This window comes from Massilia brevitalea, assembly GCF_030711405.1.
GTDB lineage: Bacteria > Pseudomonadota > Gammaproteobacteria > Burkholderiales > Burkholderiaceae_D > Telluria > Telluria brevitalea.
Window position 1 is genome coordinate 96,560 of the sequence record NZ_JAULSI010000008.1, and the last position, 13,331, is coordinate 109,890.

12 protein-coding genes are annotated in these 13,331 nt (G+C 66.8%); 6 read left to right on the forward strand and 6 right to left on the reverse strand.

All coding sequences use genetic code 11. The features are described 5' to 3' along the window. Positions 1 to 18: 18 nt before the first annotated feature. Positions 19 to 378 (forward strand): heme-binding protein, encoded by a 360-nt coding sequence (locus QWL29_RS06895; RefSeq protein ID WP_305822144.1) that lies wholly within the window; start codon positions 19 to 21, stop codon positions 376 to 378. Positions 379 to 398: 20 nt separating this feature from the next. Then, positions 399 to 1,439: a Gfo/Idh/MocA family protein gene (locus tag QWL29_RS06900; RefSeq protein ID WP_305822145.1), complete on the forward strand. Its 1,041-nt coding sequence runs from the start codon at positions 399 to 401 to the stop codon at positions 1,437 to 1,439. On the opposite strand, the gene QWL29_RS06905 is transcribed toward QWL29_RS06900, so the two are convergent. Beyond that, positions 1,417 to 2,592, reverse strand: coding sequence for a tyrosine-type recombinase/integrase (locus QWL29_RS06905; protein WP_305822146.1), 1,176 nt, complete (start codon positions 2,590 to 2,592; stop codon positions 1,417 to 1,419). The genes QWL29_RS06900 and QWL29_RS06905 overlap by 23 nt on opposite strands. A gap of 121 nt (positions 2,593 to 2,713) precedes the next feature. Here QWL29_RS06905 and QWL29_RS06910 point away from each other — a divergent pair, with 121 nt between their 5' ends. Further along, positions 2,714 to 3,316 carry a nicotinamidase gene (locus tag QWL29_RS06910; RefSeq protein WP_305822147.1) on the forward strand — a complete coding sequence of 201 codons (603 nt, stop codon included), beginning with the start codon at positions 2,714 to 2,716 and terminating at the stop codon, positions 3,314 to 3,316. Positions 3,317 to 3,404: 88 nt separating this feature from the next. Here the strand turns inward: QWL29_RS06910 and bcaP are convergent, their stop codons facing one another. The 4 genes from bcaP to QWL29_RS06930 all read right to left on the reverse strand — a co-directional run bounded on the left by bcaP (position 3,405) and on the right by QWL29_RS06930 (position 9,358). Then, on the reverse strand, positions 3,405 to 4,805 hold the full coding sequence (bcaP, locus tag QWL29_RS06915) for a branched-chain amino acid transporter BcaP (RefSeq protein WP_305822148.1): 1,401 nt from the start codon (positions 4,803 to 4,805) through the stop codon (positions 3,405 to 3,407). A 292-nt stretch (positions 4,806 to 5,097) separates the two neighbouring features. Next, positions 5,098 to 6,870, reverse strand: a complete 1,773-nt coding sequence (locus QWL29_RS06920; protein ID WP_305822149.1) for a thiamine pyrophosphate-requiring protein — start codon at positions 6,868 to 6,870, stop codon at positions 5,098 to 5,100. Positions 6,871 to 6,975: 105 nt separating this feature from the next. Further along, the gene (locus tag QWL29_RS06925; RefSeq protein ID WP_305822150.1) at positions 6,976 to 7,110 is read right to left on the reverse strand and encodes a hypothetical protein; all 135 of its coding nucleotides are present in this window, start codon (positions 7,108 to 7,110) and stop codon (positions 6,976 to 6,978) included. A 13-nt stretch (positions 7,111 to 7,123) separates the two neighbouring features. Further along, positions 7,124 to 9,358: a flavin-containing monooxygenase gene (locus tag QWL29_RS06930; protein WP_305822151.1), complete on the reverse strand. Its 2,235-nt coding sequence runs from the start codon at positions 9,356 to 9,358 to the stop codon at positions 7,124 to 7,126. 128 nt (positions 9,359 to 9,486) lie between these two features. Between QWL29_RS06930 and QWL29_RS06935 the strand changes: the two genes are divergently transcribed. Both QWL29_RS06935 and QWL29_RS06940 read left to right on the forward strand, forming a co-directional pair. Beyond that, positions 9,487 to 9,930 (forward strand): DUF411 domain-containing protein, encoded by a 444-nt coding sequence (locus tag QWL29_RS06935; RefSeq protein WP_305822152.1) that lies wholly within the window; start codon positions 9,487 to 9,489, stop codon positions 9,928 to 9,930. Between the two features lie 103 nt (positions 9,931 to 10,033). Continuing rightward, entirely contained in the window at positions 10,034 to 10,492 is a 459-nt protein-coding gene (locus tag QWL29_RS06940; protein ID WP_305822153.1) for a hypothetical protein, read from the forward strand. Positions 10,493 to 10,525: 33 nt separating this feature from the next. Here the strand turns inward: QWL29_RS06940 and QWL29_RS06945 are convergent, their stop codons facing one another. Next, on the reverse strand, positions 10,526 to 11,035 hold the full coding sequence (locus QWL29_RS06945; protein ID WP_305822154.1) for a pyridoxamine 5'-phosphate oxidase family protein: 510 nt from the start codon (positions 11,033 to 11,035) through the stop codon (positions 10,526 to 10,528). A 278-nt stretch (positions 11,036 to 11,313) separates the two neighbouring features. Here QWL29_RS06945 and QWL29_RS06950 point away from each other — a divergent pair, with 278 nt between their 5' ends. Beyond that, positions 11,314 to 13,326, forward strand: coding sequence for a serine protein kinase (locus tag QWL29_RS06950; protein WP_305822155.1), 2,013 nt, complete (start codon positions 11,314 to 11,316; stop codon positions 13,324 to 13,326). Positions 13,327 to 13,331 lie beyond the last annotated feature (5 nt).

A 13,331-nucleotide genomic window follows, 5' to 3' on the forward strand; every position in this document is an offset into this window, starting at 1 on the left:
AAACCTGGAGACCCGTCCATGAATTCGACCGACTACAGCCTGGCGCAGCTGCAGCGCCAGGAAGACCAATTGCAGTTCGACAGCTTTGGCAGCGCGGCGGCGCTCGACATCGGGTTGAAGCTGGTAGAACTGGCGCGCGCCGACGGCAAGGCGGTAGCGGTCGAGATCCGGCGCAACGGCATGCTGCTGTTTGCCCACGGCATGGACGGCACGGCGCCCGACCATGCGGACTGGATCCGGCGCAAGAGCAACCTCGTGAACCGCACCGGGCACAGCTCCTGCTACATGCATGCCCGGGTCAAGGCGGACGGCGGCGAGGACCATGCGCTGGTGGTGCGCGCCTTGCAGGACTATCTCCGCGTGAACGGCGCACTGTAGGACTTCGACACGGAGAGGACATGGCAAGGACCATACGTTGGGGCATCCTGGGCACGGGCGGCATCGCGCGCGCCTTTGCCCAGGCATTGCGCGACACGCCGGATGCACGGCTGGTGGCGGTCGGCTCGCGGACCTTCGCATCCGCCCACGCATTTGCAGACGAGTTCGCGGGCGGATTCGCAGGCGACTCCGGCATAGCGGCCTGCCAGTCCTACGAAGCGCTGGTGACCATGCCCGAGGTCGACATCGTGTACGTGGCCACGCCGCACACGGTGCATGCGCAGAATGCCCTGCTTGCGCTCGAAGCCGGCAAGCCGGTGCTGTGCGAGAAGCCATTCGCCATGAACCTGCGCGAGGCCGAGGCCGTTGTCGCCCTGGCGCGTAGCCGTGGACTGTTCCTGATGGAAGCGATGTGGACGCGCTTCATGCCGGCCCTGGCCGAGGTGCGGCGCATTGTCGACGCGGGAGAGATTGGCGAAGTCGCCCTGGTGCAGGCCGATTTCGGCTTTGCCGCCACGCGCGACCCTGCACACCGGGTCAACCGGCGCGAGCTGGGCGGCGGCGCGCTGCTCGACCTCGGCATCTACCCGCTGTCGATCGCCATGGCGCTGCTGGGGCCGGTAGAAAGCGTGCGCGCGCAGGCTAGCATGGGGCCAACCGGCGTCGACCTCGGCACCGGATTCACGATGCTGCACCGGGGCGGAACCATGTCGGTCTCGAACTGCTCGCTGCGCGCCCGCACGCCGTGCGAGCTCAGCATCTCAGGCGAACTCGGCAGCATCCGGATGGAGAGCATGTTCCACATGGCGCGCGCGATCAGCGTTACGGCAGCCGACGGCAGCACGCGCCGCGTCGCCACGCCTTTTTTGGGCAACGGCTATGTGCACGAGGCGATGGCCGCCGGCGATGCCCTGCGCGCAGGGTTGCCGGAGCATTCCCTGATGACCCACGCGGAGACGCTGGCCGGGATGGGCGTGCTGGACGAGATCCGGGCCCAGATTGGCTTGCGGTATGACGCCGATGGTGCGGCCGGGCCTGTCAGCCGCGTCCGCTGCCGGTGACCGAAGCAATGATCTCGTCGTGGCGCTCGTTGTCGGTCTTGTGCAGGTAGGCCGCGGTGGTGGCAATGTTGGCGTGGCCGGCGGTGTCCTGCAGGGTTTTGAGTTGCACGCCGTTGTTGGCGTGGTTGGTCAGCATGCTGTGGCGCAGCCAGTGCGCGGAGGCATGACGCAAGGTGGCGGCGGTGTCGCTGTCGCCGTCGCGGGCGGCGCGCGCGGCGGCTTCGGCAAAGATGCCTTTCAGTGCCTCCGACGCCGCTTCGTCGCTCAGGCGCGTGATTTCGCGGCTGCGGCTCGACAGCACCAGGGGCGTGCGGTCGACGCGCGCCGTCTGCGGCGGCAAGCCATAGGCTTCGCGGTAGCGCCGGAAGGCGGCCAGCATGTCGTCGGGCACCGGCAGGCGGCGCGGCTTGTTGCCCTTGCCGAGTACGTCGATCCACCAGCGCCCCGCGCCTTCGGCATAGATGGCGCCCATGTTGGCGCTGACGATCTCGTTCAGGCGCGCCCCGGTATGGGCGAACGCGACCAGCAGGAAACGGTCGCGCTCGCGCCTGCGCTCGGCGGCCGGCGAATCGGCCAGGCGGTTAGTGACCGTGTCCAGGGCCAGCGCGATGGCTTGCGGCGTGAGGTAGCGTGTGATGCGGCTGGCGATCGGCGTGCGTACGTTGCGCACCAGGGCGCCGGGATTGCGGCGCAGGTAGCCGGTTTGCTCGGCAAAGGCGAGCAGGCCCTTGACTGCGATCATGGCCTGGCGCCGGCTCGGGTCGGACAGCGGCCCGGTGAACGGACGGTAGCGCGGGTCGCGGCGCGGCCATTTGGTGGTCGAGATCCAGTCCGGCGGCGGGTTGCGCAGGAAATCCTTGTAGGCGTTCAGGTCGGCCACGTTCAGCTGGGACAGGGTCTTTTTCGCTTCTTCGCGGCACCAGGTGAGGAAGCGGAACAACTCTTTCTGGGAATTGGCGATCGAAGCCGGGGTGAGCTCGCCATTGGCGATGAACTCGCGCGCGATCTCGATGTCGGTTTGCGCTTCGGTGATCGGGTCGTCCGCAACCCGGAACATCTTGACGCCGAGCCGGCCGCTGGGGCCGCTTGCCGGCGCGTCGGTGTCGGTGTCAAGGTGGGCGGGGCCGAGGTCGATGGGGGCGAACTTTGTCATGGTGAGGCTCAGAAATACTGTATTCATATACAGTATAACATTCAGCCAACGGCAGGCACAGCCCCTTGCCTGCCGTGCTACCCTGTGCGCTTGATGTGTATTTAACAGGAGGCCTGCTTTTATGAATCCGATCCGTCTGCAAGACAGCGACGCCTTGCTCGTCATCGACATGCAATACGATTTCCTGCCCGGCGGCAGCCTGGGCGTGCCCGAGGGCGACCAGGTGCTGGCGCCGGTCAACGAGGCGATGGCCAGGTTTGCCGCGCTCGGCCTGCCGGTGTATGCCTCGCGCGACTGGCATCCGGAAAACCATATTTCGTTTGCCGAACGCGGTGGCCCCTGGCCTCCGCACTGCGTGGCCGAGACCCGCGGCGCGGCGTTTTCCGACGAACTGGCGCTGCCGGCCGACACGGTGATCATCTCGAAAGCCGACAGCGCCGACGCCGACGCCTATTCCGCCTTCAACGGCACCGCGCTGGCCGACCACCTGCGCCAGCACGGCGTGACCCGCGTGTTCGTGTGCGGCCTGGCCACCGACTACTGCGTGCTGAACACGGCGCTCGACGCCCGCACCGAAGGTTTCGACACCGTGATCCTGCCCGAAGCGATGCGCGCCGTGAACGTCCAGCCGCAGGATGGCGAACGCGCGATCGCGCAAATGCGCGAGGCCGGCGTCAGTACGGCCACGCTGGCCGAGCTGGGCGAGATTGCCGCTGCGGCCTGAGCGCGTCCGAATCGTTCATCGGAGTTTACAAAGTAAAACGGCGCCCGTCTTTATTGACGGGCGCCGTTTTCGTTTCAGCCTGGGGTGATCAAGCCTTGGTGTTGTTCAGCAGCGAACGCTGGCGGGCGTAGCCGAAGTAAACGATCAGGCCCAGCAGCAGCCAGACGGCAAACGCCACCCAGGTATGCCAGCTGAGGAAGGACATCAGGGCCACGCAGAAGATGATGGCCAGGGCCGGCACGACAGGCACGCCCGGGCAGCGGAAGGCGCGGTGCAGGTCCGGACGCTTCTTGCGCAGGATGATGACGGCCAGCGACACCAGCGAGAAAGCGGCCAGGGTGCCGATGTTGACCAGTTCGGCCAGCACGCCCAGCGGCACGACGGCGGCGATCAGGCCGAAGATGATGCCGACCATCCAGGTGGCGAAGTACGGGGTGCCGTATTTCGGGTGCACTTCCGACAGTTTCTTCGGCAGCAGGCCATCGCGCGACATGGCGTACAGGATGCGGGTCTGGCCGTAGGCCATGACCAGGATCACGGTGCTCATGCCGAGGATGGCGGCCAGGTCGACGAAGCCGGCAACCCAGTCCTGGCCGGCGTACTGCAGCGCCAGCGAGACCGGGTGATCGACGCCCTTGAAGTTCATGTAGGGGACGATGCCGGTCATGATGGCGGCGACCACCACGTACAGGATGGTGCAGATGACCAGCGAACCGATGATACCGATCGGCAAATCCTTGGCCGGGTTCTTGACTTCTTCCGCCGCCGAGGTCACCGCGTCGAAGCCGATGAAGGCGAAGAACACCAGTGCGGCGGCGCTCATCACGCTACCCATGCCGAACGGCATGAAGGGCTGCCAGTTGTCCGGCTTCACGTAGCTGACGCCAACGAAGATGAACAGCAGCACGACGCCGGTCTTGATCAGCACCATGATGTTGTTCACGCGCGCCGATTCGCGCACGCCGAGCGAGAGCATGAAGGTCAGGACCAGCATGATCAGGAAGGCCGGCAGGTTGAACAGGGTGTTCACGCCGGGAATCGCTCCGGGGGCGGCGCGCAAGGCTTCCGGCAGCACGATGCCGATGCCTTTCAGCAGCGACTGGAAATAACCCGACCAGCCGACCGCAACGGTCGAAGTCGCCAGGCCGTATTCGAGCAGCAGGTCCCAGCCGATCATCCAGGCGACGATCTCGCCCAGGGTCACATAGGAATAGGTGTAGATCGAGCCGGCCACCGGCACGCTGGAAGCGAACTCGGCATAACAGAGCGCGGCAAAGCCGCAGGCGATCGCGGCGATGATGAAGGAAAGGCTCAGCGCCGGGCCGGCCGTGACTGCGCCGGTACCGGTCAGCACAAAGATGCCCGTGCCGACAATTGCCCCGATACCCATCAGGATCAGGTCCATCGGTCCGAGGACCTTCTTCAGCCCGCCTGGGGTGCGGGCGTCCGCCACCATGGTATCGAGGTTCTTCGTCCTAAAAATACTCACTACGTGTTCTCCTGTTATGCATTGTCGTCTCCTTCCGGAAGGCAGCCGCCGTGGCTGGCGTGCCCTCTTCGCTTCCCTGCAGACCTGCTGTCGTTTGCCAACTCGTGTTGTACGCATGCGCACCCTGGCCGCCCGTGCATGCAACAGCATGCGCGGGAGCACGGGATACGGTCATCATCGGAACGGGGGAAAGCGCCTGCATAGCCGCCAGGCGCCAGTCGGTTCACATGTTCAGCGTCGCGTCTTTACACGCATCGGCGAAAAGCGATAACAATAAGCCAGCACATCCGCATTATTGCTCCGTCAACCCCTGTTGAGCAAGCGCGCGGCGAACGGCATCGGCTTCCGGCTCGCCTTTTTCGATGGCCTCGTAGTATTGCCTTGCCTGGGAACGGGTAATGTGGGGTGGCAAAGGCGGGATATTCGCCTCGCTGACGATGTCGAGCACGAAGGGCTTATTGGCGGAAAACGCCGCATCCAGGGCCGGGCCGAGCTGGTCCGGACGTTCCACGCGCGCGCCGTCGAGCCCGAGCAGGCGTGCATAGTCGGCATAGGCCACGTCGGGTAGTTGCTGCGAAGTCTCGAACTTCGGCTCGCCCGCCATGCCGCGCTGCTCCCAGGTGACGAAGTTCAGGTCGCGGTTGTTCAGCACCAGCACGATCAGGCGCGGGTCGCGCCACTCCTGCCAGGTGCGGGCAATCGTGATCAGGCCGTTCATGCCGTTCATCTGCATGGCGCCGTCGCCCACCAGCGCCACCACCAGGCGTTCGGGATAGGCCATCTTGGCGGCGAATGCATACGGCACCGCCGAGCCCATCGTGGCCAGCCCGCCCGACAGCGACCCCAGCATCCCCTTGCGGGCGCGGATGTCCAGCGCATACCACGAGGTCGAGGAACCCGAGTCGCCGGCCAGGATGGCGTCGTCGGGCAGGCGCTGCGACAGCTCCCAGAAGGCGCGCTGGGGGTTCAGCTCGGGTGTTTCCAGCATCGCCTTTTGTTCCAGCAGCTGCCAGCTCTTGCGCACATTCTCCTCGATGCGCTCCTGCCAGCTGCGGTCTCCCTTGCGCTGCAGGAGCGGGACCAGGGCCTGCAAACTGGCCTTGGCGTCGCCGATCAGGTTGCTCTCCATCGGGTAGCGCAAGCTGAGCATCTTGCCGTCGATGTCGATCTGCACGCCGCGCGCCTGGCCTTCCTCGGGCAGGAATTCCGAATACGGGAAGCTCGAGCCGACCATCAGCAAGGTATCGCATTCGTTCATCATGTCGAAACTGGCCTGGGTACCGATGATGCCGATCGAGCCGGTCACGAACGGCAGCTCGTCGGGCACGACCATCTTGCCGAGCAGGGCCTTGGCGATGCCCGCCCCCAGCAGCTGCGCCACCTCGACCAGTTCGTCGCCCGCCCCATGGGCGCCGGCGCCGGCCAGGATGGCCACCTTCTTGCCGGCGTTCAGGATATCGGCCGCCTGCTGCAATGCCGTTTGCGGCGGCACCCCGGCGCGCGCCATGCTGCCGATCCCCGTGACAATGCTGCCGTGCTCGCGCGGCGGCTGGGTAACGGCGTCTTCGTCCTGCAAATCCGACGGGATGATGATGCAGGTGACGCAGCGCTCGGTGCGTGCAATGCGGAAGGCGCGGTCGACCAGGTGGCGGATCTGCCCGGCAGTGGTGGCCATCTGCACGAAGGCGCCGGCCACGTCCTTGAACAGGGTGACCAGGTCGACTTCCTGCTGGAAGTGGCCGCCGAGCGAGGCACGCTTTTGCTGGCCGACGATGGCGACCACCGGCTGGTGGTCGAGCTTGGCGTCATACAGGCCATTCAGCAGGTGGATCGCGCCCGGGCCCGAGGTGGCCATGCAGACGCCGACCTCGTCCGTGTACTTGGCGTGGGCGCAGGCCATGAAGGCGGCCATTTCCTCGTGGCGGGTCTGGACGAAGTCGATGCGGTCCTGGCGCCGCATGGCGGCCAGGATGCCGTTGATGCCGTCGCCGGGGTAGCCGTAGATGCGGTTCACACCCCATTCGTCGAGTCGTTGCAAAAGGAAATCGCCTACCGTCATCGTCATGAATCTCTCCCAACATTGCTTGCGACATGGCCCGGGCAGCGGGCCGGCTACACTGCGGACGAGCATAGCACCCTGCCCGTCGAGCATCCGCACGTTACCTTGGGTTCACGTGCGACCGCGCTTGTGCCATAGCGGGCGCAGGACTATCCAGCCGTACAGGAACAGCGCGCCGAACACGACGAAGAGCACGAAGGCGAGGTGCAGCAGCAGGACGGCGCCAGCGGCAATGGAAAAGGCCATCGATTTCCCTTTATTACTTGACCTGCGTCTCGGCCACGCGGACGCGGGCAAAGGCCGCCAGGCGCCCGATCGCGTGCGCGGCCGAACGCAGGTAAAAGGCCTGCAAGTGGAATACATGCCAGCGTCCCGCGTATTCCTCCAGCTGGCATGGTACGCCGCATGCACGCGCATGCGCAGCCAGGCGGAAGGCATCGTCGCGCAGGATTTCCTGCTCCCCGACCTGGACCAGTATCGGCGGCAGGCCTGCCAGGTTCATGCTCAGCGGCGCATGGACGCAGGCGTCCAGCGGGCAAGCGTACCAGGCGACGCCCTGCGCTACCCAGGAACGGCGCACCATGGGGTCGATGCGGGCGTTGGCCGTCACCGAGGGGCTGGACAGGGACGGATCGGTCAATGGGGAGACCAGCGCCAGCCCGGCCGGCAAGGCCAGTCCCTTGTCGCGCAGGCTCAGGGCCAGCGCCAGCGCCAGCCCGCCGCCGGCCGAATCGCCGGCCAGCACGATCCGGTGCGCGGGAATGCCGCTGTCGAGCAAGCCCTGGTAGCAGGCCAGCGCGTCGTCGAGCGCCGCGGGACAAGGGTGTTCGGGCGCCAGGCGGTAGTCCGGCGCCCACACGGTGATGCCTGCGTCGCTTGCCAGGCGCGTGGTGATGCTGCGGTGGGAGGCGGGATTGCCGAGGCAAAAGGCGCCGCCGTGCAGGTAGAGGATGGCGCCGCTGGGGCCTTGCCCATGCGCCGGCGCCTTCGGGATGACGGCCTCGGCGGGCACGCCACCCAGCGTGCGGCGCACCCGCCGGACCCCGCCTACGCCCGGCATCAGCGGCGCGAGGCAGGCGACCAGGGCCCGTTGCAGGCGCGGGCCGGCGGGCGGACCGATCAACGGCCGGAAGCAGGTACGCAGGAACAGGCGCTGGAAGCCGGCCTGCAGGCGTTCGGCCAGGCCGGGCGGCGCGGCAATGCGCAGGCTGCCGGATTCGGTGAGCAAGGGCGCGGCGGCCACGGGCGAGGCAAAGCGGTAGGCAGACAGGCTCGCATGCCGCGCCAGCCAGCGGTAAGTGAAACTGAAGCCGGGCCAGTTGGTGGTGTTGCGGCCATGGCGGTCGAGGTACCAGCTGTGGCAGCCGTTCCAGACCGTCCTGGCGAGATGCCGCTGCAGCCGGGTGTTGAAGCGCCGGTGCACCGCCGGCTCGACCTCGACCGTGGCCGAAGCCGTTTCCACGCGGCGCGGAACGATGCGGCGGATCGGCTCGGTGACCAGGCGCACCTCCGGATGGGCCAGGCTGGCCAGGTAGTCGTCCGAGAGCAGGACCCGCTTGCAGCCGATCGGATAGCCTGGTGTGAGGCGCGCCCGCAGCACCGGGTCGGCCACGTCGCGCGCCAGCATGCGCCGGAACGGCTGGCCGACAGCCCATTCCATCATGCCCTTGAAGCGGGTAAAGGCCAGCGCGCGCGACTCGTATTTTGCGTAGATCAGGGCGCGGTGCAGGCCCATCGCCAGCGGCAGATGCCGGAACAGGCGCCTGCGCCAGTCCGGGTAGGCGCGGTCGCCGCGCGGCTTGAGCCAGGCCGGCGAGCGCTGGAACACCACCAGCTCCCTCACCTGGCCGGCAAGGGACGGGATGAACTGGGTGGCCGAGGCCCCGGTGCCGATCACCGCCACCCGCTTGCCGGCCAGCGGCACGGCATGGTTCCAGCGCGACGAGTGGAAGGCGGCCCCGGCAAAGCTGTGCATGCCGTCGATCTGCGGCAGCGCCGGTCGGCCCAGCAGGCCGATGGCGCTGACCAGCATGCGGGTGTGCAGGCTGGCCCCGTCCTCGAGCATCACTTCCCAGGTGGCGCTGGCTTCATCGTAGCGGGCGCGGCTGACCTGTCGCTTGAGCCGCAGATGTGGCGCCAGGCCGAAACCGACGCTGCAGTCGCGCAAATAGGCCAGGATTTCGGCCTGGGTGGCAAAGGTGCGCGGCCAGTCCGGGTTCGGTGCGAAGGAGAACGAATACAGGTGCGACGGCACGTCGCAGGCAGCGCCGGGATAGCGGTTGTCGCGCCAGACGCCGCCGATGTCGTCGGTCCGCTCGAGAATGAGGAAACGTTCGACCCCGGCACGCAGCAGGGCGCGGCCCATGCAGATGCCGCCGAAGCCGGCGCCGATGACGATGGCGTCGATTGGTGCCGCCGGGGTGGTTTCCGGGATGCTTGATTCTTGGAAGATGCCGGTGGCGGCCGGGCCGCCGGCGGGAGGATGCGAGGTCATGCTGGGATCTCCAGGTGAGCACTGCGCCGCGTTGGATACGTTTCCGTAAAGATACTACGAATGCGGGCATGGCGGCTTGCCGGAGCCCTGGTGTAGGATGCCGCTTTCCGTTCCAACTGGAGAACCCCATGCCGTCCCGAACCGCCCTGTCATTCCTGCTGCCGCTCCTGTTGGCCCAGCCGCTCGCGGCATCGGCTGCCCAGCCCGTTGTCGAGGTCTACAAGACCGCTACCTGCGGCTGCTGCAAGCAGTGGATCAAGCATCTGGAAGCGAACGGATTCAGCGTCAAGGCCCAGGATGTGGCGAATCCGGGCGACTACCGCGCGAAGTTCGGCATCGCCGACGAGCATGGCTCCTGCCATAGCGCCAAAGTGCAAGCTTACGCCATTGAGGGACATGTGCCGGCGTCCGACATCAAGCGCATGCTGGCCACCCGCCCGCAGGCGGCCGGCCTGGCGGTGCCGGGCATGCCGATGGGTTCGCCAGGCATGGAAGGCGCGCACAGCGATCCGTACGAGGTGCTGCTGGTGAAAAAGGATGGAACGACGGGCGTCTACAAGCGCTACCGCTGACGCTTGGGTCCTGTCCTACAGATGCGCCGCCGGGATGCCGATGGCGCCTCCCGCTGCGCTTGGCATAATCGGCCATCATGCAACCAGGATGCGGAGGACGAAGATGAATGCAGGAACGACGAATGGGCCGGGCCAGGATGGTACTGCGGACAGCGCCGCCATTGGCGTGGGTGGTGTGACCAGTGGCCAGGAGGGGGCGACGCCGAGCCATGAGACGCAGCAGGAAACCGGCGGTAGCGGCGGCGAGCAATTGACCGCAAGCCAGGGCAACGGCGAGGAGCCTGCGGTGGATGGCCAGCAGGCTGAGGCCGCGCCGCAGCCGGGGGGCGTGTCTACAGCGGCGCCCGCAGTGGCGCCCGCAGCGGCACCCGGCATCGCGCCCGGCGTGCCGCCGAACCCAGCCGAGCCCGGCGAGACCAGCATGCACAGCGGCGCCCGTGGCGCCCTCGATACCCGCTCCGCCCAGGCCGGCGGTACGGGCACCGGGATCGGCTCGCCGGAAAGCGGCGCCAACCAGTCGTCCGACGATCTGGCGCCACCGGCCGGCGCGACGAACCGCTAGCCGGCTGCCGGCGCGGCGTGTCCGGCGCCGGCTTCAGTTATCCAGCCTGATGGTGCCGTGCTCGCCGGGATCGACATCCGGCGTGGTGCCGGTCACGGCCGCCTTGGCCATCTGGAACAGGCGCACCATCTTGCTGTCGTTCGAATCCCAGTACTCGGCGCTGTGCGGCGCCACGCGCACCAGCACCACGTGCTCGTCGTCGGGGCCGTGCGGGAACCAGGCCTGGACCATCGGGTTCCACAGCGCACGGATGCGCTCGCGGTCGACCACGCGCTCGGCGGTGCCGCTGATCGACACGTACAGGCTGTCGTCGGGCTGGGCGAAGCTGACGTTGACCTCGGGCTGCATCGCGATGTTCTGCCACAGCGGCGTATGGATCGATGTGTAGAACCAGAGCCCGCCCTCGGCGTCGGTATCCTGGTTGGTCATCGGATGGCTGATCAGGTGGCCGTGTTCGTCGACGGTCGTAAACATGGCAAAGCGCATCGAGCGAATCTTGTCCGCCAGTGCAGCGGCCTGGACGGAAGCGTTCGTTGTGGACATGGCATACCCTTCTAAGTTGTCTGAAGCACCATCCTAGCCTGTGCCCGCCGGCGTCATCGGTGCGGCGGCGAACGCAAGACGAGCGCCGGCGCGGTCCCGGCATGGGCATCCCAATGCGCCGCCGATCTCCTCATCCGTGCCTTGTTATTAGGCCTGCCAGGGCCCGCGAGGTTCGGTCGCGCACATTGATACGCCTCAGCCACCTCCCCCCGCGCGCACCGATACTGTGGCTTCGCGCGGCCGGCCGGGCCGCATCCACCTCAGCCGACGGAGGAAACGTGACGCAGCCGGGCGACAACGCGTGTGGTATGCAGGACGCCATGCAGGATTCGGTGCAGGACTCCGCGCAGGACCCAGCGCATGCCGGCGGACGCGACGGCTTCCTACACAGCCTGGACCTGTTCGCCCGCCAGCACCGTGCCGGGCACTGGGCCGGCACCTTCGGCGACTTCCTGGCCACCATCCTGCCCGCCGCGCCAGAACGTGTCGCGCGCAGTTCGCACCAGTACATCTGGGACATGATGCGCGCCACCTGCCTCGACGATGCTGGCGGAACCTTGCGCTGCAGCCTTTTTGCCGACGACCTGTTCGGCATCGACGAAGCCCTGGCGCGGGTGGTCGACTATTTCAAGGCGGCGGCGGCCGGTTCGGAAGTCGGCCGGCGCCTGCTGCTCCTGCTCGGTCCGCCTTCCGGGGGCAAGTCGACCCTGGTCATCCTGCTCAAGCGCGGCCTGGAAGAGTACAGCCGCACCGACGACGGCGCCCTGTATGCGATTGCCGGCTGCCCGGTGCGCGAGTCGCCGCTGCACCTGGTGCCGCACACCATGCGCGCCGCCTGCCGCAACACCTACGGCATCGACATCACCGGCGACATCTGCCCGCATTGCCGGGCCCGGCTGGAAGATCAGTTCGACGGCGACTTCATGCGCATGCCGGTGGAGCGCGTGTTCGTCTCCGAAGCCGGCCGCAGCGGCATCGGCACCTATGCGCCGCACGACCCCACCACGGCTGACCTGGCCGACCTGGTCGGCTCGGTGGATTTGTCGAAGGTGGCGCAGTACGGCGACGAAGGCGATCCGCACGCCTGGTCCTGGTCCGGCGCCGTGTATGCGGCCAGCCGCGGCGTGCTGGAAATGATCGAGATCCTGAAGGTCAAGCGCGAGTTCCTCTACCTGCTGCTCACGCTGACCCAGGAAAAGAACGTCAAGGTAGCGCGCTTTCCCCTGATCTACCTCGACGAGACCATCCTGGCCCACACCAATCTCGCCGAATTTCGCAAGTTTTTGCAGGAAAGCGAAAACGAGGCCCTGCTCGACCGCATGGTGATCATCCAGGTGCCCTACACCCTGAACTACCGCGAGGAAGCGCGCATCTACCTCAAGCTGATCTCGTCGGCGGCGCCGGCCTTCCGCGACGTCCACCTCGACCCGCACGTGCTGCACGCGGCGGCCGTGTTCGCCATCCTGTCGCGCATCCAGGACGGCGACGACAAGGAGGCCGAGCTGGTCAGGAAAGTGCGCATCCATGCCGACGAGGAAGTCGATGGCGTGAACCGGGCCGACATCCGCCGTGTCAAAGAAAAGGAAAAGGCGCCCGACGAAGGCCTGGCCGGGGTCTCGCCGCGCTTCGTGATCAACGCGCTGTCGAACGCCATCATCGGTTCGAACCAGAAGAGCCTGTCGACCATGGACGTCTTGCTGGCCCTGAAAGATGCCATCGAAAACGACGCCCGCATCGAGGCGCGCAAGAAGCGCAAGTGGGTCGACTACCTGGTCCTGACGCGCAAGGACTTCTATAACCGCTGGGTGAAGCAGGACGTGCACAAGGCGCTGTTCGTCTCCTTCGAGGGCGAAGCGCTCGAGCTGCTCAGCAAGTACCTCGACGAGGTGGAAGCCATGCTCGACAACCGTACCGTCAAGGACCCGATCACCAACGAGGAGCGGCGACCCGACGAGCGTTTCCTGCGCGCGGTCGAGGAAAAGATCCACATTTCCGAGTCGGGCAAGCAGTCTTTCCGCCAGGAAGTCGTGCGCAAGGCCATGGGCGCCTACAAGCGCGGGGCGAAGTTCGGGCTCGACAGCCACATCCAGCTCAACGACGCGGTCCAGCAGTATCTGTTCGAACAGCGCCGCGATGTGCTGCGCCTGGTCAGTTCGAGCAAGCGGCCCGACGACGAGGTGCGCACCAAGATCTCGGCCGTCGAGAAACGCCTGGTCGACGAGTACGGCTACGACGCGCACAGTGCGCGCGAAGCGCTGAACTACGTCACCACGCTGCTGGCCCAGGAATGAGGAGC